Annotated in this window: 24 protein-coding genes and 2 tRNA genes (1 of these 26 only partly in view); 14 read left to right on the top strand and 12 right to left on the bottom strand. The window is 71.0% G+C overall.

The genetic code is table 11. The features are described from left to right. Nucleotides 1–35: 35 nt before the first annotated feature. Nucleotides 36–317 (bottom strand): hypothetical protein, encoded by a 282-nt coding sequence (locus ASL10_RS00360; RefSeq protein WP_056043124.1) that lies wholly within the window; start codon nucleotides 315–317, stop codon nucleotides 36–38. Between the two features lie 64 nt (nucleotides 318–381). Between ASL10_RS00360 and ASL10_RS00355 the strand changes: the two genes are divergently transcribed. Further along, entirely contained in the window at nucleotides 382–627 is a 246-nt protein-coding gene (locus tag ASL10_RS00355) for a hypothetical protein (protein WP_056043121.1), read from the top strand. A 31-nt stretch (nucleotides 628–658) separates the two neighbouring features. Here ASL10_RS00355 and ASL10_RS00350 read toward each other — a convergent pair whose 3' ends face one another. Continuing rightward, nucleotides 659–1,606, bottom strand: coding sequence for an FUSC family protein (locus tag ASL10_RS00350; RefSeq protein WP_162234584.1), 948 nt, complete (start codon nucleotides 1,604–1,606; stop codon nucleotides 659–661). Between the two features lie 232 nt (nucleotides 1,607–1,838). Here ASL10_RS00350 and ASL10_RS00345 point away from each other — a divergent pair, with 232 nt between their 5' ends. Continuing rightward, entirely contained in the window at nucleotides 1,839–2,336 is a 498-nt protein-coding gene (locus ASL10_RS00345) for a MarR family winged helix-turn-helix transcriptional regulator (RefSeq protein WP_082460032.1), read from the top strand. 35 nt (nucleotides 2,337–2,371) lie between these two features. On the opposite strand, the gene ASL10_RS00340 is transcribed toward ASL10_RS00345, so the two are convergent. After that, nucleotides 2,372–2,444, bottom strand: a tRNA-Thr gene (locus ASL10_RS00340). A 145-nt stretch (nucleotides 2,445–2,589) separates the two neighbouring features. Between ASL10_RS00340 and ASL10_RS00335 the strand changes: the two genes are divergently transcribed. After that, nucleotides 2,590–2,772, top strand: coding sequence for a hypothetical protein (locus ASL10_RS00335; protein ID WP_055974590.1), 183 nt, complete (start codon nucleotides 2,590–2,592; stop codon nucleotides 2,770–2,772). Between the two features lie 46 nt (nucleotides 2,773–2,818). Here ASL10_RS00335 and ASL10_RS00330 read toward each other — a convergent pair whose 3' ends face one another. Together ASL10_RS00330 and msrB are read right to left on the bottom strand one after the other, a co-directional pair. Then, nucleotides 2,819–3,364 (bottom strand): nitroreductase family protein, encoded by a 546-nt coding sequence (locus tag ASL10_RS00330; RefSeq protein ID WP_056043113.1) that lies wholly within the window; start codon nucleotides 3,362–3,364, stop codon nucleotides 2,819–2,821. Beyond that, entirely contained in the window at nucleotides 3,364–3,765 is a 402-nt protein-coding gene (msrB, locus tag ASL10_RS00325; protein ID WP_043593533.1) for a peptide-methionine (R)-S-oxide reductase MsrB, read from the bottom strand. Before msrB ends, ASL10_RS00330 begins: the two co-directional genes overlap by 1 nt. 91 nt (nucleotides 3,766–3,856) lie before the next feature. Here msrB and ASL10_RS00320 point away from each other — a divergent pair, with 91 nt between their 5' ends. The 5 genes from ASL10_RS00320 to groL all read left to right on the top strand — a co-directional run bounded on the left by ASL10_RS00320 (nucleotide 3,857) and on the right by groL (nucleotide 8,175). Next, nucleotides 3,857–4,831 (top strand): DUF2332 domain-containing protein, encoded by a 975-nt coding sequence (locus tag ASL10_RS00320; protein ID WP_056043109.1) that lies wholly within the window; start codon nucleotides 3,857–3,859, stop codon nucleotides 4,829–4,831. Nucleotides 4,832–4,966: 135 nt separating this feature from the next. Further along, nucleotides 4,967–5,254 carry a DUF3263 domain-containing protein gene (locus ASL10_RS00315; RefSeq protein WP_056043106.1) on the top strand — a complete coding sequence of 96 codons (288 nt, stop codon included), beginning with the start codon at nucleotides 4,967–4,969 and terminating at the stop codon, nucleotides 5,252–5,254. A gap of 17 nt (nucleotides 5,255–5,271) precedes the next feature. Beyond that, on the top strand, nucleotides 5,272–5,844 hold the full coding sequence (locus ASL10_RS00310; RefSeq protein ID WP_056043103.1) for a LytR C-terminal domain-containing protein: 573 nt from the start codon (nucleotides 5,272–5,274) through the stop codon (nucleotides 5,842–5,844). A 308-nt stretch (nucleotides 5,845–6,152) separates the two neighbouring features. Beyond that, nucleotides 6,153–6,356, top strand: coding sequence for a cold-shock protein (locus ASL10_RS00305; protein WP_054146828.1), 204 nt, complete (start codon nucleotides 6,153–6,155; stop codon nucleotides 6,354–6,356). A 199-nt stretch (nucleotides 6,357–6,555) separates the two neighbouring features. Beyond that, nucleotides 6,556–8,175 carry a chaperonin GroEL gene (gene groL / locus ASL10_RS00300; RefSeq protein ID WP_043593524.1) on the top strand — a complete coding sequence of 540 codons (1,620 nt, stop codon included), beginning with the start codon at nucleotides 6,556–6,558 and terminating at the stop codon, nucleotides 8,173–8,175. A gap of 311 nt (nucleotides 8,176–8,486) precedes the next feature. Here groL and ASL10_RS00295 read toward each other — a convergent pair whose 3' ends face one another. The 6 genes from ASL10_RS00295 to ASL10_RS00270 all read right to left on the bottom strand — a co-directional run bounded on the left by ASL10_RS00295 (nucleotide 8,487) and on the right by ASL10_RS00270 (nucleotide 15,699). After that, nucleotides 8,487–10,247 (bottom strand): cell wall metabolism sensor histidine kinase WalK, encoded by a 1,761-nt coding sequence (locus ASL10_RS00295; RefSeq protein ID WP_056043100.1) that lies wholly within the window; start codon nucleotides 10,245–10,247, stop codon nucleotides 8,487–8,489. A 116-nt stretch (nucleotides 10,248–10,363) separates the two neighbouring features. Then, on the bottom strand, nucleotides 10,364–11,056 hold the full coding sequence (locus ASL10_RS00290) for a response regulator transcription factor (protein ID WP_043593521.1): 693 nt from the start codon (nucleotides 11,054–11,056) through the stop codon (nucleotides 10,364–10,366). A 162-nt stretch (nucleotides 11,057–11,218) separates the two neighbouring features. Next, nucleotides 11,219–11,782: a hypothetical protein gene (locus tag ASL10_RS00285; protein WP_056043098.1), complete on the bottom strand. Its 564-nt coding sequence runs from the start codon at nucleotides 11,780–11,782 to the stop codon at nucleotides 11,219–11,221. Then, nucleotides 11,779–13,413 (bottom strand): DNA repair helicase XPB, encoded by a 1,635-nt coding sequence (locus tag ASL10_RS00280; RefSeq protein ID WP_056043095.1) that lies wholly within the window; start codon nucleotides 13,411–13,413, stop codon nucleotides 11,779–11,781. Before ASL10_RS00280 ends, ASL10_RS00285 begins: the two co-directional genes overlap by 4 nt. Nucleotides 13,414–13,521: 108 nt before the next feature. Continuing rightward, nucleotides 13,522–15,381, bottom strand: coding sequence for a helicase-associated domain-containing protein (locus ASL10_RS00275; RefSeq protein ID WP_056043092.1), 1,860 nt, complete (start codon nucleotides 15,379–15,381; stop codon nucleotides 13,522–13,524). A gap of 39 nt (nucleotides 15,382–15,420) precedes the next feature. Continuing rightward, a complete protein-coding gene (locus tag ASL10_RS00270; protein ID WP_054146822.1) occupies nucleotides 15,421–15,699 on the bottom strand; it encodes a hypothetical protein in 279 nt (92 codons plus the stop codon). Nucleotides 15,700–15,790: 91 nt separating this feature from the next. Here ASL10_RS00270 and ASL10_RS00265 point away from each other — a divergent pair, with 91 nt between their 5' ends. Both ASL10_RS00265 and ASL10_RS00260 read left to right on the top strand, forming a co-directional pair. Further along, entirely contained in the window at nucleotides 15,791–16,168 is a 378-nt protein-coding gene (locus ASL10_RS00265; protein WP_043593516.1) for a cold-shock protein, read from the top strand. Next, a complete protein-coding gene (locus tag ASL10_RS00260; RefSeq protein ID WP_056043087.1) occupies nucleotides 16,161–16,823 on the top strand; it encodes a DUF3027 domain-containing protein in 663 nt (220 codons plus the stop codon). The genes ASL10_RS00265 and ASL10_RS00260 overlap by 8 nt, the downstream gene beginning before the upstream one ends. 96 nt (nucleotides 16,824–16,919) lie before the next feature. Here the strand turns inward: ASL10_RS00260 and serC are convergent, their stop codons facing one another. Continuing rightward, nucleotides 16,920–18,032 carry a phosphoserine transaminase gene (serC, locus tag ASL10_RS00255; RefSeq protein ID WP_056043084.1) on the bottom strand — a complete coding sequence of 371 codons (1,113 nt, stop codon included), beginning with the start codon at nucleotides 18,030–18,032 and terminating at the stop codon, nucleotides 16,920–16,922. A gap of 88 nt (nucleotides 18,033–18,120) precedes the next feature. Between serC and ASL10_RS00250 the strand changes: the two genes are divergently transcribed. The 4 genes from ASL10_RS00250 to ASL10_RS15780 form a co-directional block, all read left to right on the top strand. Continuing rightward, nucleotides 18,121–18,813 (top strand): metal-dependent transcriptional regulator, encoded by a 693-nt coding sequence (locus tag ASL10_RS00250; protein ID WP_056043076.1) that lies wholly within the window; start codon nucleotides 18,121–18,123, stop codon nucleotides 18,811–18,813. Nucleotides 18,814–19,140: 327 nt separating this feature from the next. Next, a complete protein-coding gene (locus ASL10_RS00245; RefSeq protein ID WP_157485169.1) occupies nucleotides 19,141–19,974 on the top strand; it encodes a C40 family peptidase in 834 nt (277 codons plus the stop codon). Between the two features lie 364 nt (nucleotides 19,975–20,338). Then, a complete protein-coding gene (locus tag ASL10_RS00240) occupies nucleotides 20,339–20,833 on the top strand; it encodes an HNH endonuclease (RefSeq protein WP_056043069.1) in 495 nt (164 codons plus the stop codon). Nucleotides 20,834–20,975: 142 nt separating this feature from the next. Next, nucleotides 20,976–21,034 (top strand) — tRNA-Arg (locus tag ASL10_RS15780) (it continues 42 nt past the right edge of the window).

Below are 21,034 nucleotides of genomic sequence, written 5' to 3'. Positions count from 1 at the left end.
ATGCCCTGAACGGCATGTGACCGGGGGTTCCGGCGTCAGGCCCCGGGGTCGCGGGGCAGCCGGACGATGCGGCGGCGGTCGTCGCGCGTCCACCAGACGAGGTCGGCCACCGCCCAGGTGACGGCACCCAGGCCGGCGGCGACGACGACGACGGTGACGACGGTGACGTGGCCGCCGCCGACCGTCAGGGCGGCGACGATGCTCGCGATCACGACGAGCGCGCAGAACGACGTGACGAGGGGCAGGGCGAGGCCGCCGCGTTTGGTCAGCAGCCAGTTCGGCACGTCGGGATCGACGTGGACGTCGCGTCGTCGCACGGTGCCTCCTCGGCGGATCGGGGTCCCGGCGATCGTAGCCCGCGCACCTTGTACCCTCGGGTGCATGAGCGACCTGCGGCGACCCTGGTTCACCCTGACGAAGACGGGTGCCGTGGTGCCCGCCGTGTTCGAGGTGCTGATCGGCCTGTTCGGCCTCGTCGTGCAGGTGCTCAACATCGCCTCGGGGGTGCCGGTCCAGGCGATCACCGTCATCATCCTGATCGTCGCCGTGCTGCTGGTCGCGCAGGGCGTCGCCGACCTCATCTGGTGGAGCAAGGACGGCCGCCGGGCGAGGGCGCGCCAGGCCTGACCGCTCGGCCGGGGCCACCCGGCCCCTCGGGTCAGACGGACGCCTCCGGCCGGGGCCTCCGCAGCCGGTGCGTCGCGAGGAGCACGACGACCACCACGCCCACCCCGATGGCGGTGTCGGCCGTCCGGGCCGCCACGAGGGCGCCCACGTCGACGGGTGCGCCGCCGAGTGCCCGCATGCCGAGCGCCATGGGCGTGATGGTGACCAGCGCGAGCCCGTAGTTGCGGACGATCAGCAGCTCGGTCGCGAACTGGAGCACGCCGAAGGCGACGATCAGGGCCGCGACCCCGGGGTGCCACGCCAGCAGCAGAGCGGCGAGGCCCACCCCGACGAGGGTGCCGAGGAGGCGGTGGCCGGCCCGCACGAGCTGGCCCGCCGTCGCGGTCCCCACCACGGGCACCACGGCCGACACCATGGCCCAGTACGGGCTCTGCACGCCGAGACCGAGGCTGATCAGCCCGGCCGCGATCGAGGCGACCAGGCAGACGGCGGCGTGGACGACCGTCCGCCGGCCGTCCAGGGGACGGGGCCCGCGCCTCCATCGGCGTCCGCCGACGGTCGCGAGCGCGCGACGACCGGCGGGCAGCAGCACGCCCGCGAGCGACGCGAGCAGGGCGAGGGCGAGGCTCGCCGGGGCGACCACGGCCGCGACGGCGACGGTCGACCCGGTCGCGGGCACGAACGCGGTGACGCCCAGGCCGAAGACGAAGAAGAGCGGCCCGGGCGGGCTCCAGCGGCGCAGGTCGGAGAGGGCCGAGGTGATGCCGGCCACGACGCCGATCGTGACGACGAGCAGCCAGACCGGGGCCGTCGAGGCGGCCAGCGCGGTGCCGAGCACCACGCAGGCGACGAGGACGAGCCCGGCCTCGAGCTGCATCTCGAGCCGCTGGAAGCGGGGCAGCCCCCGGCCGAAAGCCGAGGCGAAGGCCCCGAACACCGCGTAGGGCGTCCACTCCACGCGGCCGATCAGCGCCAGCACGACCATCGGTGCCAGGACGGACGCGGCGACGCGGGCTGCCGGTCGGTGGGCGCCGTCGTGCGGGCCGAAGCGGACCAGGTCGCGCGGGTGCGGCAGCAGGCGGTGGGGGGAGGTCGTGGTCGTGATGGGCGGTCCTCTGGTCGGCGCGGCGTGGGCGCTCGTCGTCGAACTGCTTCACGGGTGAATGATCTGCGCATCACTTTACTCGTGAAGCATCGCTAGGCTCAAGGGCATGACCGATCCCGGACTCCGAGACGTGATGGACGACGTCCACGACCGGTGGCGCGAACTCCGACCCGACCTCGACGTCTCGGCGATCCCGGTCGTCGGCCGGGTGAACCGGCTCGCCCGCATCGTGCAGCGTCGCAGCGACGACCTGCTCGCCGAGTTCGGCCTGGGGCGCGCGGACTTCGACCTCCTCGCCGCCCTGACGCGCCGCGGCGGACCGATGAGTCCGACGCAGTTGGCGGACGAGACCCTGCTCTCACCGCCGGCCGTGACGAAGCGCGTCAAGGGGCTGCTGGCGGCGGGCCTCGTCGATCGCTCGGCGAATCCCGCCGACCACCGTGGCTACTTCGTCGCGCCGACCGCGGCCGGGCGTCGTCTGATCGACCGCGTGCTCGAGGTCCAGCTCGCGGACGAGCGGGCCGTGCTCGCCGCCCTGCCCGAGGAGGCGCGCCCAGCCGTCGCGGACGGCCTGCGTCACCTGCTCGTCGCCCTCGAGGGGTGAGCCGTGAGCGTCTTGTCGGAACGGCGGGAGAAGAGAGCCGGCCACGGGACTTGAACCCGTAACCTTCCGATTACAAGTCGGATGCGCTACCAATTGCGCCAGGCCGGCGGAGCGTGCCCATCTTACCCAGCCCGCGCCTCCTCACCCGGCGAGCAGCATGCGGTCGGTGCAGGATTGGCGTTCCGAGGCCGAGAAGTGGTGAAGTAGACGCAGCGCACCGCGTCCGCCGGACGCACCGACCTGAGGAGCCCCCTTGTCCACGATCTTGACCGCGCTCGGTTCGCTCGCCATGCTCTTCGTCAGCTTCGCCCTGTTCGCCTACTCGTTCGGTTCGGGCGAGCCCAACGCCTTCGTCTTCTTCGGGGGCATCGTCCTGATGACCGGGTCGTTCTGGCTGCCCATCACGGTGATCGGCAACAGCCACAAGACCTGGTGACCGGCGCGGCACCCGCGACCGGGTGCCGCCGAGGGCGGTCGACCCGCTACGGCGTGCTGACGAACTGCTCGGGGTCGAGCAGCTTGCGAGGCTTGGCGTCGTCACCGTCGCGTCCGCCCACGTAGAGCCAGCCCAGCAACTGCTCGCCCTCGCGCAGGCCGTGCGCGGCCGCCACCTGGGGAGCCCGGGTCAGGACGCCCGTGCGCCAGAACACGCCCCAGCCCTCGTCGTCGAGCACGAGGGACAGCAGGTGCGCGACGCCCGAGGCGACCGATTCTTGCTCCCAGTAGGGCACCTTGCGGCTGTCGCGGGGCGAGACGACCACCGCGACGATCAGCGGCGCCCGCAGCGCCTTCTGCGTGAGCTTGTCGCGAGCGTGGCCCTCGGCCCCACCCGCGTCGGCCAGCGACCGGCCCACGACGAGCCGGTCGTCCCCGCGGAACTCGATCAGGCGCCAGGGCCTCAGCTCGGAGTGGTCCGCCACCGTCGCCGCCGACCGCACCGCGTCGAGCAACTGCTCGTGCGTCGGCGCGACGTCGGTGACCTTCGACCGCGACCGACGACGTCGGGCGGCGTCGGCGACGGCGCTCACTACTCGGCGGCCTTGAAGTCGAGCGAGATGCTGTTCATGCAGTAACGGTCGCCGGTCGGCGTGCCGAAACCGTCGGGGAACACGTGGCCCAGGTGCGAACCGCAGTTCGCGCACCGGACCTCGGTGCGGGTCATGCCGAGCGAGTTGTCCTCGATCAGCTGGACCGCGTCCGGGTTCACCGACTCGTAGAAGCTGGGCCAGCCGCAGCCGCTGTCGAACTTGGTGCCGCTCTTGAACAGTTCGGCGCTGCACGCCGCACAGGCGTAGACGCCGGCACGGCTCTCGTCGAGCAGTTCACCCGTCCACGGGCGCTCGGTGGCGGCCTCCCGCAGGACGGAGTACTGCTCGGCGTCGAGCTCTTCGCGCCACTGCTCGTCGGTCTTCTCGATCTTGTACGCCACGATGATCTCCTTGCTTGTCGGGACTCCTCATTCAACACGGTCGGCCGGTGCACGATTCCCCGGCCCCCACCGGGCTGTCAGACTCCTGCTCGTGAGCACCTCCGACCGCTTCCTGGCCGCGGCCCTCGCCTTCGACCGCGAGGGGTCGCCGTCGCAGGCAGAACTCGCGCGGGGCGTCGCGGGCGATCCGGCGGCGCTCGCCGTCGTCGATCGAGCCGAGGAGGCGCGGCGCCAGCCCGTCCTCGTCCTCGCGGTCTGCCGGTGGCTGGGTGCGCCGCACGGCCCCTGGTCGGTGCTGCGGCCCTGGCTGCTCGCCCGCTCCGACGACGTCGTGGCCGAACTCGGCCGACGGCTCACCCAGACCAACGACGTGCGCCGCTGTGCCCCGTTGTCGATCGCGCTGGCCCGCGTGCCGGGCCCGATCGCCCTCATCGAGGTCGGCGCCTCGGCCGGGCTCTGCCTCGCTGTCGACCGCTACGGCTACCGCTCCGGTGGCCGGAGCTGGGGCGATCCGTCGAGCACGGTGCAGCTCGGGATCGACGTCGTCGTCGACGGCGCGGCCCGGTCCGAGGCGGAGCTGCCGACGGCCCCGCTTCCCGAGATCGTCTGGCGGGCGGGGATCGACCTCGACCCGGTCGACGTCCGCGACCCCGACCAGGTCGCCTGGCTCGCGACGCTGCTGCCCCCCGAGCGCGCCGATCGGCGGGACCTGCTGGGGCGGGCCGTCGCGCTCGCCCGCACCGCGCCTCCTCGTCTCGTGGCGGCGGACGCCGTCGACGGTCTCGCCCCGCTCGCGGCCGAGGCCCCGACGGGCGTCACGCTCGTCGTCGTCTCGACGGGCACCCTCGTCTACCTGCCGGGTCGCCGGCGTCAGGCCTTCGTCGACCAGGTCGGCCGGCTGGGCGCGCGGTGGATCTCGTACGAACGACGAGACCTGCTGAGCGACGTGGTCGCCGAGGTGCCGACGGGGGTGTCTCCCGACGACGCGTTCGCGGCCCTCGCCCTCGACGGCCGGGTGCTGGGCGTGGGGGACGCCCACGGCTCGCGGCTGCACCTCAGGGCCTGACCACGGGTCGGCAGCTCGCGGCGCCGGGCGGCTCCCCGAGCGCGTGGACGGGTTGTCGGACCACGCCCCCGGCCTCCGCGATCGGTCGGGGTGCCGCCCATAGGATGACCCGGAACCCAGGGGAGGGCCTCGACGATGGACGAGAAGGCGACAGGTGACGACGTGCGCTCGAGCGCGTTGTCCGAGCTCGACCGTGCCGTCCTGGACTTCGAGCAGCACGCCCCGGCCGCCGCCGGTGCCCGGGAGGCCGCCGTCCGTCGCGAGTTCGGCCTCGGGATCGTCCGCTACCAGCAACTGCTCAACTCGCTCATAGACCGACCCGCTGCACTGGCCTACGCACCCATGCTCGTCGGCCGCCTGCAGCGCCTGCGAGTCGCCCGCCGCGACGCCCGATCGACCCGTTCGTTCGGTCCGACCCGCTGACCCACGAGAGACCACGCATGCCGAAATTCGACCGAGACCGGTTCGACGACGTCCCCGCCGACCTCGACCGCGTCGGAGCCCACCGGGCCGAGAAGCGCCCCGGCAGCGGCTGGATCGCCTTCGCCTGGGCCGCGTTGGCCGTCGGCGTGCTGGTCGGTGCCGGCGTGGTCTACCTCGGGGTCGCGAACAACAGCTTCCAGTTCGTCAACCCCTCGTCGTCGAGCACCGCCGAGGCCCAGGCGCCCGAGACGGAGACGGTGACCCCGACGGCCTCGCCGACGGTGGCCCCGCTGACGGACCCCTCGCAGGTCGACCCCTCGGTCACCACCATCACCGTCCTGAACGGCACGGCCACCGCCGGGCTCGCCGGTTCGGCCTCCGAGCGGCTCGAGACCGCCGGGTGGGTCGTCGGCACCCAGGGCAACGCCAGCGAGCGCGTCGCGACGTCGACCGTCTACTACTCGGCGGCCGACGACGAGGCCGCGGCGCTCGGGCTCGCCCAGCAGCTCGGCATCACCGACGTCGAGGCGAGCGACGCCTTCCCGGGTGCCGCCGTCACCATCGTCCTCGGGGCCGACTACAGCGCCTGAGGACGCCGCTCCCGCGGCATCGATCCGAGGAGGCGCGGGTCCCGTCGGGCCCTCACCGCACCTCCCGTGTTACGCCCACGTTTAATAACCGGTGAAATCCTCGCTTTCTGCGGGTGTTTCTCGGTCGGGGCGCGCTTTTCCGCTTTTCCCGTGGTTACCATCTGGAATTGGTCGCCCCTCACGGCTCGCCGACCTGGTGTTCTGCACGAGTGACGCTGTCCCGTCCGGGTTCGCAGGTCGCTGCGTCGACGACCCGGCCCTGCAGCACCGCACGCGCCGTACCACCACAGCAAAAGGGGAGCGACACCATGGCAAACGGGACCGTGAAATGGTTCAACGCGGAGAAGGGCTACGGCTTCATCACCGTCGAGGGTGATGGCCAGGACGTCTTCGTGCACTACTCGGCCATCGACATGAGCGGGTACAAGGTGCTCGAAGAGGGCCAGGCCGTCGTGTTCGAGGTCGGCACGGGCGACAAGGGGCCGCAGGCGGAGTCCGTCCGGCTCGCCTGAGGCCCGCCGGAGCGCCTCGCCGCGCCCACTCCCACGCCGCACGCCGTCACGGTCCACCGTGGCGGCGTGCTCGTGCGTCCGGGCCCCGTCACGTCACTTGCACTCTCATCGGGCGAGTGCCAGAATCGTTGCTGGCACTCGCGACACGTGAGTGCCAATGCTTCTGCTTCATGACGTCCGGGAGGGACGAAAAACACACATGGCTAAGATCATTGCTTTTGACGAAGAGGCCCGTCGTGGCCTCGAGCGTGGCCTGAACATCCTGGCCGACGCGGTGAAGGTCACGCTCGGCCCGCGTGGTCGCAACGTCGTGCTCGAGAAGAAGTGGGGCGCCCCCACCATCACGAACGACGGCGTCTCCATCGCCAAGGAGATCGAGCTCGACGACCCCTTCGAGAAGATCGGTGCCGAGCTCGTCAAAGAGGTCGCGAAGAAGACCGACGACGTCGCCGGTGACGGCACGACCACCGCGACGGTGCTGGCCCAGGCCCTCGTCCGCGAAGGTCTGCGCAACGTCGCGGCCGGTGCCGACCCCATCTCGCTGAAGCGCGGCATCGAGAAGGCCGCCCAGGCCGTCTCCGACCAGCTGCTCGCCGACGCGAAGGACATCGAGACCAAAGAGCAGATCGCTGCCACGGCCTCGATCTCGGCCGCCGACCCCACCATCGGTGCGCTCATCGCCGAGGCGATCGACAAGGTCGGCAAAGAGGGCGTCGTCACCGTCGAGGAGAGCAACACCTTCGGCACCGAGCTCGAGCTCACCGAGGGCATGCGCTTCGACAAGGGCTACCTGTCGCAGTACTTCGTCACCGACCCCGAGCGACAGGAGGCCGTCTTCGAAGACGCCTACGTGCTCATCGTCAACTCGAAGATCTCGAACATCAAGGACCTGCTGCCGATCGTCGACAAGGTGATCCAGTCGGGCAAGCAGCTGCTGATCATCGCCGAGGACGTCGACGGTGAGGCCCTTGCCACGCTCGTCGTGAACAAGATCCGCGGCATCTTCAAGTCGGTCGCCGTCAAGGCCCCCGGCTTCGGTGACCGTCGCAAGGCTCAGCTCCAGGACATCGCCATCCTCACCGGTGGTCAGGTCATCGCCGAAGAGGTCGGTCTCAAGCTCGAGAACGCGACGCTCGACCTGCTCGGCCGTGCCCGCAAGGTCATCATCACCAAGGACGAGACGACCATCGTCGAGGGTGCCGGCGACGACGAGCAGATCGCCGGCCGCGTCCGTCAGATCCGCAGCGAGATCGAGGCGACCGACAGCGACTACGACCGTGAGAAGCTCCAGGAGCGCCTCGCGAAGCTCGCCGGTGGCGTCGCCGTCATCAAGGCGGGTGCCGCGACCGAGGTCGAGCTGAAAGAGCGCAAGCACCGCATCGAGGACGCCGTGCGCAACGCGAAGGCCGCCGTCGAAGAGGGCATCGTCGCCGGTGGTGGCGTCGCCCTCATCCAGGCCGGCAAGACCGCTCTGGCCAACCTGCAGCTCGAGGGCGACGAGGCGACGGGTGCGAACATCGTCCGCGTCGCGATCGACGCTCCCCTGAAGCAGATCGCCTTCAACGCCGGCATGGAGCCCGGCGTCGTGGCCGACAAGGTCCGCGGGCTCGACATCGGTTGGGGCCTCAACGCCGCGACCGGCGAGTACGTCGACATGCTGGCCGCCGGCATCATCGACCCCGCCAAGGTCACGCGCTCGGCTCTGCAGAACGCCGCGTCGATCGCCGGTCTGTTCCTCACGACCGAGGCCGTCGTCGCCGACAAGCCCGAGAAGAACCCGGCCCCGGCCGGCGACCCCTCGGGTGGCATGGACTTCTAGTCCGCAGCCGCGCGGCTCACGCCGCGCACACGCTCAAGGGCGGTTCCCCTCCGGGGGAGCCGCCCTTCGGCGTCGCCGGGGGGAGGGACGTGAGCCGCGGTTCGGCCGGGCTTCGGCACCGGCTCCGGACGACGCTAGAAGTGGACACGACACCACGTTGTGGACACGACACCACGTTGTGGACACGGCGCCACGAGAAGACGTGGTGCGGTGTCCACTTCCTGGCGTCGTGCGCCGGTTGCACGGGTCACGGGTCACGGGGCACGGGGCGCGGGGCGCGCGGCGTCCGGCGCGGGCCGGGGTCGGTCGGGCTACGCGGTCGCGACGGAGGGCTCGGCCGGGGTGAGAGCGTCGGCGGGCATCAGCGGCAGGGCGACACGGAAGGTGGCTCCACCGCCGGGGGTGTCGTCGACGTCCACCGAGCCGCCGTGGGCCGCGACGATGCCCGAGACGATGGCCAGGCCGAGGCCGCTGCCACCGGTGTCGCGCGTGCGGGACGAGTCGGCACGCCAGAACCGCTGGAAGATCTTCTCGCGGATCTGCGGCGGGATGCCCTCGCCGTGGTCGACGATGGCGACGGTGGCCACACCGCGTCCGGGGTCGGACTGCACCACGAGTTCGATCGGGCTGTCCGGCTCGGTGAACCGCATGGCGTTGCCCATCAGGTTCGTGATCACCTGACGGATCTTGTTCTCTTCGCCGTGCACGATGGCCGGGGCCTCGAACCTCTGCACCTCGTCCTGCAGCTGGGCGGCCGTCGCCGTGTCGCCGTTGCGGACGGCCCGAGCCCTCAGGCTGCGGAGGCGCGCGAGGGTCGCGCCCGCGAACGAGATCGGGCTCGTCGCGCCGACGGCTGCGCCCGTGAGCGCCGTGCCCGTCGCGGGGGTGTTCGCGGCGGGCGAGGCCGTCTCGGGGGAACGTCCGTCGGCCGGGGTCTCGTCGCCGTCGGCGGGGGTGGGCGACGGCGCGAGGACGGGCTCGAGCACGATCACGTCGATGTCGCGATCGGGGTTCGACGCCATGGTGTCGAGGGCCGAGTCGCGGGCGAGCTGGACGAGGTCGACGGGGCCGAGCTCGAGCGGCTTGGATTCGTCGAGACGGGCGAGGGCGAGCAGGTCCTGCACGAGGACGCCCATGCGGATGGCCTCCTTCTCGATCCTGTCCATGGCCTGGGCCACGTCCTCGGGTTTCGTCAGGGCACCCATGCGGTAGAGCTCGGCGTAGCCGCGGAGGGAGACGAGCGGCGTCCGGAGCTCGTGACTGGCGTCGCCGACGAAGCGGCGCATCTGGTCGATCGTCTTGGCCCGGTCGTCGAAGGCGCTGTCGATCCGGTTGAGCATCGTGTTGAGCGATCGGTTCAGACGCCCGACCTCGGTGTTAGGCGTCGTGGAGTCGAGCCGCTGGGTGAAGTCGCCGTCGGCGAAGCGGGCCGCCGTGGCCTCGACGTCACGCAGCGGCGCGAAGGTCGACGTGACGAGCAGGCGGGTGAGGGCGGCGCCGAGCACGACGACCGAGAGGCCGAAGCCGAGGAAGATGCCGCCGAAGCGCCCGATCGTCGCATTGGTGCCCGCCAGGTTCGTGCCGGCCACGATGACGGCGGGCACGGTCGTCACGCTGCCCTGGGCGTCGGTCGAGCGCAGGGCGGCCGCGTGGGCGAAGAGGCGCCACTCGTTGTCGCGGCTCGAGTTGTACCGGTTGAAGGCCTCGTCGAGGGGAGCGCCGGCGACGCCGACGCCCGTGAGGTCGGGGGCGTCGGTGGCACTCGACAGCTGCGAACGGGTGTCGCAGATGAGGTCGCCCTCGTCGTCTAGGATCGCGACGTAGCTGCTGGTCAGGCCCGCGAAGTTCACGGTGCACGAGCGGGAGTCCGCCTGGTCGAACGAGGCGCTGGTGAAGTTGGTCGCCGAGTTCCGCAGGGACGTGTCGACCTGACCCATGAGGTAGGTGCTCAGGACGGTCATCGTTCCCAGGCCGGCGACGACGAGGCCGAGGGTGACCAGGGTCACCGTGATGCCGGTGATCTTGGTGCGGATGGAGATCTCGTTCCACCACTGCGAGAGGCGAGCGTGCATGAGGACAGACGCTAGCGGAACCGGCTGGGCGCACCCCGCCCGTCGGAGCACGCACGATGACGCCCGACCGCTCGGGGCGGTCGGGCGTCGTCGTGTTCACGCACCAGGGCTGGTGGTCAGGCCTTTGTGGCCTTGAGCATGTAGCCGAAGCCCCGCTTGGTCTGGATGATGGGCTCCGTCGAGAACTGGTCGAGCTTGCGACGCAGGTACGAGATGTAGCTCTCGACGATGCCGGCGTCGCCGTTGAAGTCGTACTCCCACACGTGGTCGAGGATCTGGGCCTTCGACAGCACGCGGTTCGGGTTGAGCATGAGGTAACGGAGCAGCTTGAACTCGGTGGGGCTGAGCTCGATGGCCGTCTCGCCGATGGTGACCTCGTGGGTGTCCTGGTCCATCGTCAGCTCGCCGGCACGGATGATGGCGTCTTCGTCCTCGTTCATCGTGCGACGCAGGATCGCCTTGATGCGCGCGACGATCTCGTCGAGGCTGAAGGGCTTGGTGACGTAGTCGTCGCCGCCGACCGTGAGGCCCGTGATCTTGTCCTCGGTGTCGTCCTTCGCCGTGAGGAAGAGGATCGGCGAGGTGTAGCCCGACGAGCGGAGGCGCTTGGTGACGCCGAACCCGTTCATGTCGGGCAACATCACGTCGAGGATGATCAGGTCGGGTTCTTCTTCGAGGACCGCCGAGATCGCCTGCGCGCCGTTGCCGACCGCACGGACGGCGAAGCCTGCGAAACGCAGGCTGGTGGTCAACAGGTCGCGGATGTTCGGTTCGTCGTCGACGATCAGGATCTTGGGGCCGTCACTCATGCGCCCAAGTATCTGCGCGCCTCCTCGGTGTTTCCTGTGAGCCGGAGGCACGTCACCCGCACGCTGCCGGAGCGGCAGCCCTCAGGTGGCCGAGACAGCGGGACGCATGGACGTGGACGTGGACGTGGACGTGGACGTGGACGCAGACGCGGACGCGGACGCTCAGGCGTCGGGGGCGGACCACTCGACGTTGGGCACCAGGGCGACGCGCGTCGTCAACTCGAGCAGCTCGTCGGGCACGGCCAGCGTGAAGTCGACGCCTTCACGCCGCTCGAGCACCGCGGTGTAGCCCGAGGCCCGGGTGATCTGCCACCCCGGGAACTCCTCGACCGACGCGGCGACGACCTGGGCCTCGGAGGCGTCGTCGGTGGCGCCGATCGCGGTGAGGCCGGCGAACAGGTGGTCCTTGACCGGCGACCCGGCGAGCAGGTCGCTGCGTTCGATCACCTCGGGGTCGGGGCTCCAGGTCACGATGCTGAGGGTCGCGCCCGCGTGGAGGCCGCCCTGCACCTCGTAGGTGCGGGCGACCGACACGACGACGGACGGGTCCCACTCGGCGAACCGGGCGACCTGGCCGCGGAACTCCATGGCGTCGTGGTCGAGGGAGGCCACGAGCGGACCGAACGTCGCGAACGGGGCCTGGTCGGCCGCGAACACCCTTCGCAGGCTGTCGCGCCAGAGCTCGTCGTCGCCCAGGGGGAGGTCGGCGTCCGTGGCGTCGCTCACGCGGCGACCACCGGCGAGTCGAGGATCGTGTAGCTGTAGCCCTGTTCGGCCAGGAACCGCTGACGGTTCTGGGCGAAGTCCTGGTCGACCGTGTCGCGGCTGACGAGCGTGTAGAACGAGGCCGGCAAGCCCGACTTCTTCGGCCGCAGCAGACGACCGAGTCGCTGTGCCTCTTCTTGCCGCGACCCGTACGAGCCGCTCACCTGGATGGCCACGGTCGCCTCGGGCAGGTCGACCGAGAAGTTGGCCACCTTCGAGACGACGAGCACCTTGAGGTCGCCGTCGCGGAAGCGCTGGTAGAGGCGCTCGCGCTCGTCGATGGCCGTGCTGCCGGTCAGCGTGGGGGCGTCGAGCACCGCGGCGAGCTCGTCGAGCTGGTCGAGGTACTGGCCGATGACGAGGATCTGCTCGCCGTCGTGCCGGGCCACGAGGTGCTTGACCACGTCGAGCTTGGCCGGGGCCGTCGCGGCCAGCCGGTAGCGCTCGTCGTCGGGGGAGGCCGCGTACTCGAGCCGCGCCTCCTGGGGGAGGTCGACCCGCACCTCGTAGCACGAGGCCGGCGAGATGAAGCCCTGGGCCTCGATCTCCTTCCACGGGGCGTCGAAGCGCTTGGGGCCGATCAGGCTGAAGACGTCGCTCTCGCGGCCGTCCTCACGGACCAGCGTGGCGGTGAGGCCGAGGCGCCTGCGGGCCTGCAGCTCGGCGGTCAGCTTAAAGACCGGCGCGGGCAGGAGGTGCACCTCGTCGTAGACGACCAGGCCCCAGTCGAGCGCGTCGAGCAGCGAGAGGTGCGTGTACTTGCCCCCACGGCGGGCCGTGAGGATCTGGTAGGTGGCGATGGTGACCGGCTTGACCTCTTTCACCGAGCCGGAGTACTCGCCGATCTCGTCCTCGGTCAGCGAGGTGCGCTTGAGCAGCTCGTCCCGCCACTGTCGCGCGGAGACGGTGTTCGTGACGAGGATCAGCGTGGTGGTGCCGGCGGCCGCCATGGCCCCGGCCCCGACGAGGGTCTTGCCGGCGCCGCACGGCAGCACGACGACGCCCGAGCCGCCCTCGAAGAAGTTGTCGATCGCCTTCTGCTGGTAGTCGCGCAGGTGCCAGTCGCTCTCGTCGAGGTCGATGGCGTGCGGGGTGCCGGGCGTGTAACCGGCGTGGTCCTCGGCGGGCCAGCCGAGCTTGACGAGCTGTTGCTTGACCTCGCCGCGCGCCCACGGCAGGAGCTCCCACAGGTCGTCGGCCCGCTTGACGCCGAGCAGCTCGCCGACCTTCTTGGCCCGGGTGACCTCGCTCAGCACGGAGCTGTCGGTGCCGCGCAGCAGCAACTGGTCGCCGTCGCGCTCGATGACGATGCGGCCGTAGCGGGCGACGGTCTCGGCGATGTCGACGCTTACGCTCTGCGGCACCGGGAACTTGCTGTACTTCTCGAGCGTGCCGAGCATGTCGTCGGCACTGTGCCCGGCCGCCCGTGCGTTCCACAGTCCGAGGCGGGTGATGCGGTAGGTGTGCACGTGCTCGGGAGCGCGCTCGAGCTCGGCGAAGACGCTCAGGTCGTGCCGCGCGTCCTCCGCCTGCTCGTGCGCGACCTCGAGCAGGACGGTGCGATCGCTCTGCACGATCAGGGGTCCGGTCATGAGGGTCGAGTCTAGGCGCGCCCGGTCTCGGCTCTCACAGCCGGGCACCGGTCGGCGCCCACCCGGCAGGACGAGGAGGCGCGGCTCGGCCGACGAGGGGCGCCCGCCTCAGTCGCGACTCGCGACCGCCACCACGTTCTTCAGCGGCAGCGTGCGCTCGACGTCGGACTTCTTGTCGCGACCGCGGACGCGTCCGCCCCCGATGCCGGTGGGCTCCATGTCGAGGGTCGTGGTGCTGCCGTCGGGCATCGCGACCGTCACCGTGACCGTCAGACGGCCCTTCACGGCGGCGTCGAGCTGGCGGGCGATCCAGGCACGGTCGGTGGACTCGTCACCGGAGCCGGGGTCGGTGTGCAGACGCTGGACGAGTTCGCGCAGCGGGTCACGCGTCTCGATCGGGGCCGGTCGCCGGGGTCGGCGTCGGGACGGCGGGACGACCTCGGCACCGCCCTCGTCGACCACGACGACGGGGTAGCGCTCGTCGCTCAACGACCAGAAGACGGTGTCGCGTTCGAACCGGCTCGCCACGGTCGTCGCGTCGACCCGGGTCAGGGCGAGGGGCGAGAGCGACTGGTCGACCTCGAGGGTGTCGAGGCTCGCGCGGTCGTCCGCGACCACGAGCGACAGTGCGTCGCCCGGGACGCCCGCGGGGGCGCCGCCCGGCGCGATCGCGCGGACGCGGTAGCGCCCGTGCCGTTCGGCGCTCTGCTGGATCAGGTAGTCGAGCGGCTGGGGGATGCCCGTCGACGAGATGCCGCCGAGGAACTCGCGCAGCGATTCGGCGGACTCGCCCTCGCTCAGGGCCCGTTGCAGTCCGCCCTCGGTGATGCGGTAGGTGGCCGCGAGGCCCGCGCTCTCGACCACCGCGATGACGCGGAGCCGGGCGTCGATGGCGGGCGACAGGGGCCCGGGCGACACGACGCTGAGGTCGTGCTGCAGGTAGACCTGCTCGACCGCGTCGGGCAGCAGGGCGGCGACCCGGGTGCGGGCGGCGGCCGGACCGTCGCGGAACAGGACGACGGCCGCCGAGGTGGGGGTGTCGTCGGAGGTCAGGCCCAGCACCTCGGCGCTGCGCGAGAACGCGGCGATGCGCTCGGTGATCCAGCTGCCGCCGGCCGGGTAGGACCAGTCGGAGAACTCGCGCAGCGGCAGTCCCCACGACGTGTCGACGCGTTGCTCGAGCACCGCGAGGATCTCGGTCGGCAGCGATGCGAGCCAGGCCCGCGTCAGCGTCTGCCACCGGTCGGGCCAGGAGGCGCGGAGCCAGTCGGTCGCGTCGGCGGCCACGACCCAGCCGTCCGGGCTCGGCGCGGCCAACCCGGCCCGCACGGCGATGGCGAGCACGGTCGCCACGTCGTCGACGTCGATGCGGGCGGCCTCGGCGAGGCGCCTCGACTCGGGCAGGGCCAGGCCCCCCTTCGCGAGCTCGCGGGCAGGTGACTGCTCGAGGGCACGGAGGATCTCGGCGACCTCGATGACGACGGCGTACAGCCGCTCGGCCGAGCGGGCGTCGGCGTCGTCGCGGGCCTGGTCGAGGACGGTCTCGAGCACGACCGGGGGTCGCTCGGAGGTCAGGACCTCGAGGGCCAGGGCGGGGTCGTCGTCGAGTCGCTCGCCCACGGCGTCGAGGGTCGAGACGGAGTCGCCGCGGCGGACCACGAGGAAGGCCTCGTCCACACGGTCGAGCGCGGCGGACACCGTCTCGCGGTCGACCTCGAAGGCGGCGTCGATGCGCTCGTGCACGGCGTCGACGTCGCCCGGCACCCGCACGACCTGCAGCACGATGAGCGCGACGCGGTCGAGGTGGGCGAGGGCGTCGCGCACGCTGGCCGGCTCGAGCAGGACGTCCGCGAGGTCGAAGGCGTCGTGGACGCTCGACGCCCGGACCTGCCGTCGAGCGAGGCGGCGCAACAGGTCGTCGTCGTCGATGGCGCGCAGGACGCCTGCGAGGTCGAGTGCACTAGCCATGGTCGAGGCCTCCAGCCGTCGTGCAGCCCGGGTCTGCGGTTACCGTCTGGTGCCCCGTGAGTCGCGGCTGCGACGCACGGCGCTCGCCACCACGAATGCGAGGAGCATCGCGAAGGCGATCGGGAGCCCGATGAGGGGCAGGATCGTGAGTGCGGGCCAGACGCCCGCGGTGAAGTCGGTGACACCCGTCGCCACGCCCACGAACCTCGTGAAGAACGCGAGGACCGAGACGACGACGATGGCGAGGATCATGAAGAGGAGGACGCGCTCTGTACGATTGACGTCAGAGGGCGCACTCGGTTCGATCTTCTTGGCCACGGGTCAACGATAGTGCGGTGCGGCCCTACCCGGCGATCTAAGCTGGGGCGACCCACCCCCAGGGTCACCCGTCTTCACGAGAGGTCCAGTCATGCCCACCGGCAAGGTCAAGTTCTACGACGACGAGAAGGGCTTCGGCTTCATCAGCAGCGATGACGGCCAAGAGGTCTTCCTCCACGCGTCGGCCCTGCCCGCCGGCACCGTGGGTGTCAAGGCGGGAACCCGCCTCGAGTACGGCATCGCCGACGGCAAGCGCGGCGCGCAGGCCCTGTCGGTCCGCGTACTCGAAGCCGCCCCCAGCCTCGCCAAGATGAACCGTCGCTCCGCCGACGACATGGCCGTCATCGTCGAAGACCTCGTCAAGGTGCTCGACAAGGCCGGCGGCGACCTCCGTCACGGCCGGTACCCGCAGAACGGCGCGCGCATCGCCGTGCTGCTGCGCACCGTCGCGGACTCGTTCGATGCCTGAGGCCGCCACGCGCACGCCCTGGTCCGAGCTCGCCCGTCGCGCTCTCACCGAGATCACGCCCGACGAGACGATCGGTGCCGAGGCCGACCCGATCGACGACGAGCCCGGCGTCACCTCGGTGCGCTTCGCCACGCTGCTGCCCGGTTACCCCGGCTGGCACTGGACGGTCAGCGTCGCCCACCTCGACGGCGAAGAGCCCTCGGTGCTCGAGGCCGAGCTCATGCCCGGTGACGGCGCCCTGCTCGCCCCGGACTGGGTGCCGTGGGCCGACCGCCTCGCCGACATGAAGGCCCAGGAGGCCCACGGCGACGACGAGGACGACGAGTCGGACGACGACGACGAAGACGACTCGGACGACGACGACTCGGACGACGACGACTCGGACGACGAGGACGAGTCCGACGACGAGCGCGGGTCGATCGTGCACGGCGGCGACGTGGACGGCGTCGACATCGACGACTTGGTCGACGCCTCCGAGGACTCCGAGGACTCCGAGGACTCCGACGACGACTCTGACGACTCCGACGATTCCGGGCGGGCCGTCGACGCACCCGTCGTGCCGGCCGCGCACCCCGAGGCGGACCTCGACGACGACTCGCACGACGACGACTGGGACGGCGAGGACGAGGACCCGCTGAGCAGGCGACGGAAGTAGTCCCTCAGGCCCGACCCGCGCCTCCTGCGTCGGGGTCGGACCACGACGAAGGCCCCGACACGATCGTGTCGGGGCCTCCGTCGTGCGGGCGATCGGTCAGAGGGCGTCGACGACGAACTCGATCGACCGGATCAGCTGGCGGACGTCGTCGGGCTCGATGGCCGTGAAGGTCGCGACGCGCAACTGGTTGCGGCCGAGCTTGCGGTAGGGCTCGGTGTCGACGATGCCGTTGGCGCGGAGCACCTTCGCGATCGCGGCGGCGTCGATCGACTCGGCGAAGTCGATGGTCGCCACGACCTGGGAACGGTGCGACGGGTCGACGACGAACGGGGTCGCGTACTCGGAGGCGGTGGCCCAGTCGTACAGCGCCGACGACGACTCGCGCGTGCGGGCGTCGGCCCAGGCGAGTCCGCCGTTCTCGAGCATCCAGCGGGTCTGGTCCTCGAGCAGCAGCAGGGTCGTCAGGGCGGGCGTGTTCAACGTCTGGTCGAGCCGCGAGTTGTCGACGGCGTTCTTGAGGCTGAGGAACTCGGGGATGTAACGGCCGCTGGCGGCGATCCGCTCGACGCGCTCGATCGCCGCGGGGGAGAAGAGCGCGAACCAGAGGCCGCCGTCGCTCGCGAAGTTCTTCTGCGGGGCGAAGTAGTAGACGTCGGCCTGCGAGGCGTCGACGTCGATGCCGCCCGCCGCGCTCGTCGCGTCGACGACGGTGAGGGCACCGGGGTCGCCGGCGACCCGGGTGACCGGTGCCATGACGCCGGTCGAGGTCTCGTTGTGCGGCCAGGCGTAGACGTCGACGCCCTCGAGCACCTCGACCTCGGCCAACGACCCGCCCTCGGCCGTGATCACGTGGGGTGCCTCCAGCCAGGGGGCGGCGACGGCCTTGGCGAACTTCGAGCCGAACTCGCCGAACGACAGGTTCTCGGCCCGCTTCTCGACGAGCCCGAACGCCGCCGCGTCCCAGAAGGCGGTCGAGCCGCCGTTGCCCAGCACGACCTCGTAGCCGTCGGGCAGGCGGAAGAGCTCACCCAGTTCGGCGCGGACGCGACCCACCAGGTCCTTCACGGGGGCCTGACGGTGCGAGGTGCCGAGGATCGTCGCTCCGGCGGTGACGAGGTGCTCGAGCTGGGCGGCCCGCACCTTCGAAGGGCCGCAACCGAAGCGGCCGTCGGTGGGCAAGAGGTCAGTGGGAATCCGGATGTCCGCCATGCGCTCGATCCTAGTGACGCGGCGCGGTGCCCAGCGTGCAGCCGGTAGGCTTGCGGGGTAGTCCACGTGTTCCACCGGGAGGCCCCTGTTGACCGATCTCGTCGACACCACAGAGATGTACCTGCGCACGATCCTCGACCTCGAAGAAGAGAACATCGTGCCGCTGCGTGCGCGCATCTCCGAGCGTCTCGGCCACTCCGGTCCGACCGTGTCACAGACCATCGCCCGCATGGAACGCGACGGCCTGGTCGTCGTCTCCGGCGACCGACACCTCGAGCTCACGCACGACGGACGCGCGAAGGCGACCCACGTCATGCGCAAGCACCGCCTCGCCGAGCGCCTGCTCGCCGACGTGATCGGCCTCGACTGGGCCTACGTGCACGACGAGGCCTGCCGGTGGGAGCACGTCATGAGCGAGCAGGTCGAACGACGCCTGCTCGACATGCTCGACCACCCGACCGAGTCGCCCTACGGCAACCCGATCCCCGGGCTCGACGAGCTCGGCGACTCTCCCGCGGGGCGCTTCCTCGACGGCGTGGTCAACCTCGTGGCCGTGCTCGCCGAGCACCCCGAGGGCGTCACCCGGCCGATCCGTCGCCTGGCCGAGCCGGTGCAGTTCGAGCCCGAGCTGCTGCAGCAGTTGCAGGGCGCCGGCGTGCTGCCGGGCGGCGTCGCGACCCTTCGCTCGGCGGGGTCGTACGTCTTCGTCAAGGTCGAGGGCCACGACGAGGGCCTCGAGCTGCCGACCGAGGTCGCACAGCACATCTACGTCGGGCTCTGACCGCTCACCGAGGCGGGATGCGGCCGCGCGGGATTCTTGCGTCCGTGCGCCGCGCCTCCTGCGTTCTGCGCCGGATCACGCAGTCGTTTACCGATTCGTTACAAATATCCCTCTCGAGGATGATCTCGCAGGGGTCGCTGGGCTACAGTCGCTGAGTCCCCAGGCTGCTGAACCGGCCGCCGGACCCGTGGCAGGACGTCTTTCACGCCCGTCTCCTGCCGTGTGTCGTCGCGATACGAACGAACGGACGGGACAGCTTCCCGAAAGCTGTCGAGACGCAGGAGACCCACCCTCTTGACCCTCCCCGGCTCAGACCACACCCCCGACGTGCGCCCGAACCGCACCGTCGCCACCCGCACCCCCGCCGATCTGCCGACCCGCTCGTCGCTGCGTCGCGCCCAGGCCACGGCCGCGCCCGCCGCCCGCCCGGGCCGCCCGTCGGTCAAGCGCAGCGTGGTCTCGGTGACCGTGATGACGCTCACCGCCGGTCTGATCGGCACGATGGCGCTGCCGGCGTTCGCGTCGAACCCGGCGGCGGCGAACGGCCCGAGCGTCGGCGCCGCGTCGACGAGCTCGTCGACCAGCCACGCGCAGAGCGTCGCGGTCGCGGACGACGTCGCCCTCGCGGACGCCACCCGAGACGGCTACACGGCGACGTCGCAGGCGGACCTCAACGCGGCCGCCCTCGCCAGCCAGCGTGAGGCCGAGCGTGCGGCGTTGGCCGCGAGCTATGCCAGCTACACGGGCCCGACGGCCGCCCAGAACGTGGCCGCCGCGACGAGCTCGGCGACGGGCACCGTCGCCACGCCGGGAGCGTTCAGCCTCAGCGCCGTCTACGCGACGGCCCTGCAGTACGTCGGCACGCCCTACGTCTTCGGTGGCGCGACCCCGGCCGGCTTCGACTGCTCGGGCTTCGTGATGTACGTCTACTCGCAGTACGGCATCTCGCTGCCGCACTCGGTCACCCGCCAGGGAGCCCTGGGCACGCCGATCTCGGCCGCCGAGGCGCAGCCCGGCGACGTCGTCATCTTCAACGACGGGTCGCACGACGGGTTCTACGCCGGAAACGGCATGATCCTCGACGCACCGAAGCCCGGTGGCTCGGTCAGCGTCCGCCCGCTGTGGACCTCCGCGGTGCACTACGTGCGCTACGGGGCGTAGGCGACCCGCGCCTCCTGGGGCACCGCGCCTCCCGGGACACCGCGCCTCCCGGGGCATCGTGCGCCCGGACGGCGCCCCGCGTGAACAACCTGTGAAGGGTCGTCCTGCCTCTAGGCAGTGCGACCCTTCCGGGGTTAACCTGGCGATCTCGGAGTTCCGCTGAGACCAGGAGCGTCAGATGCCTCGTTCGACCGCCACCCGCACCATGGGTGCGCTGTCGCACGAGCACATACGACACCCCGCCATGTGACAGAGCACCGTCCTCGTGACGGTGCTTTTTTCGTATCGGTGGGCCTGTTGGGCCTGCGCAGCCCCGAGAGATCGAATCCCTGGAAGCCGTCCAGGGTGCTTCGAAAGGGAAAGCATGCGCACTCTCGTCCTGAACGCCGGTTACGAGCCCCTCGGAGTCGTGTCCGACCGGCGGGCCCTCGTCCTCGTCATGAGCCAGAAGGCGACCGTCGTCGCCGCCGATGCGGAACACCCCGTGCGCGGGGCGGCGACGTCGTGGGATCGCCCGTCGGTCATCGTGCTGACGCGGTACGTGCGCATCCCGCACACCCGGCAGATCCCCGTCTCGAGGCGGGGCGTCATGCGGCGCGACTCGCACCGGTGCGCCTACTGCGGTCGGTCCGCGACGACGATCGACCACGTGCAGCCGCGGTCGCGGGGCGGGGCGGACAGCTGGGAGAACCTCGTCGCGTGCTGCCTCAAGTGCAACAACCTCAAGAGCGACCGCACCCCGCACGAGATGGGCTGGGAGCTGCTCTTCACGCCCAAGCCGCCGCACGGGGTCGGCTGGGTCGTGCGCGGCATGGAGCGGACGCAGGCGAACTGGGACGAGTACCTCGCCGCCGCGTGAGGCCTGGCGCCGGCGCCCGCTCGTCTGCCCATGAACCCCGTTTGCGAAGACGAACCCCGCTTCATCGGGGTTCATCTTCGCGAACGGGGTGCATGGTGGGCCGGACGGCAGGAGGCGCGGGTTCGGTAGACTCGCGGGGTCAGCCTCTGTAGCTCAATGGAAGAGCAGTTCCGTCCTAAGGAAAGGGTTGGGGGTTCGAGT

It is taken from the genome of Frigoribacterium sp. Leaf8 (genome assembly GCF_001421165.1).
GTDB lineage: Bacteria > Actinomycetota > Actinomycetes > Actinomycetales > Microbacteriaceae > Frigoribacterium.
Note: the sequence above shows the minus strand (reverse complement) of the source record. Positions and strands in the feature narration are given on the sequence as shown.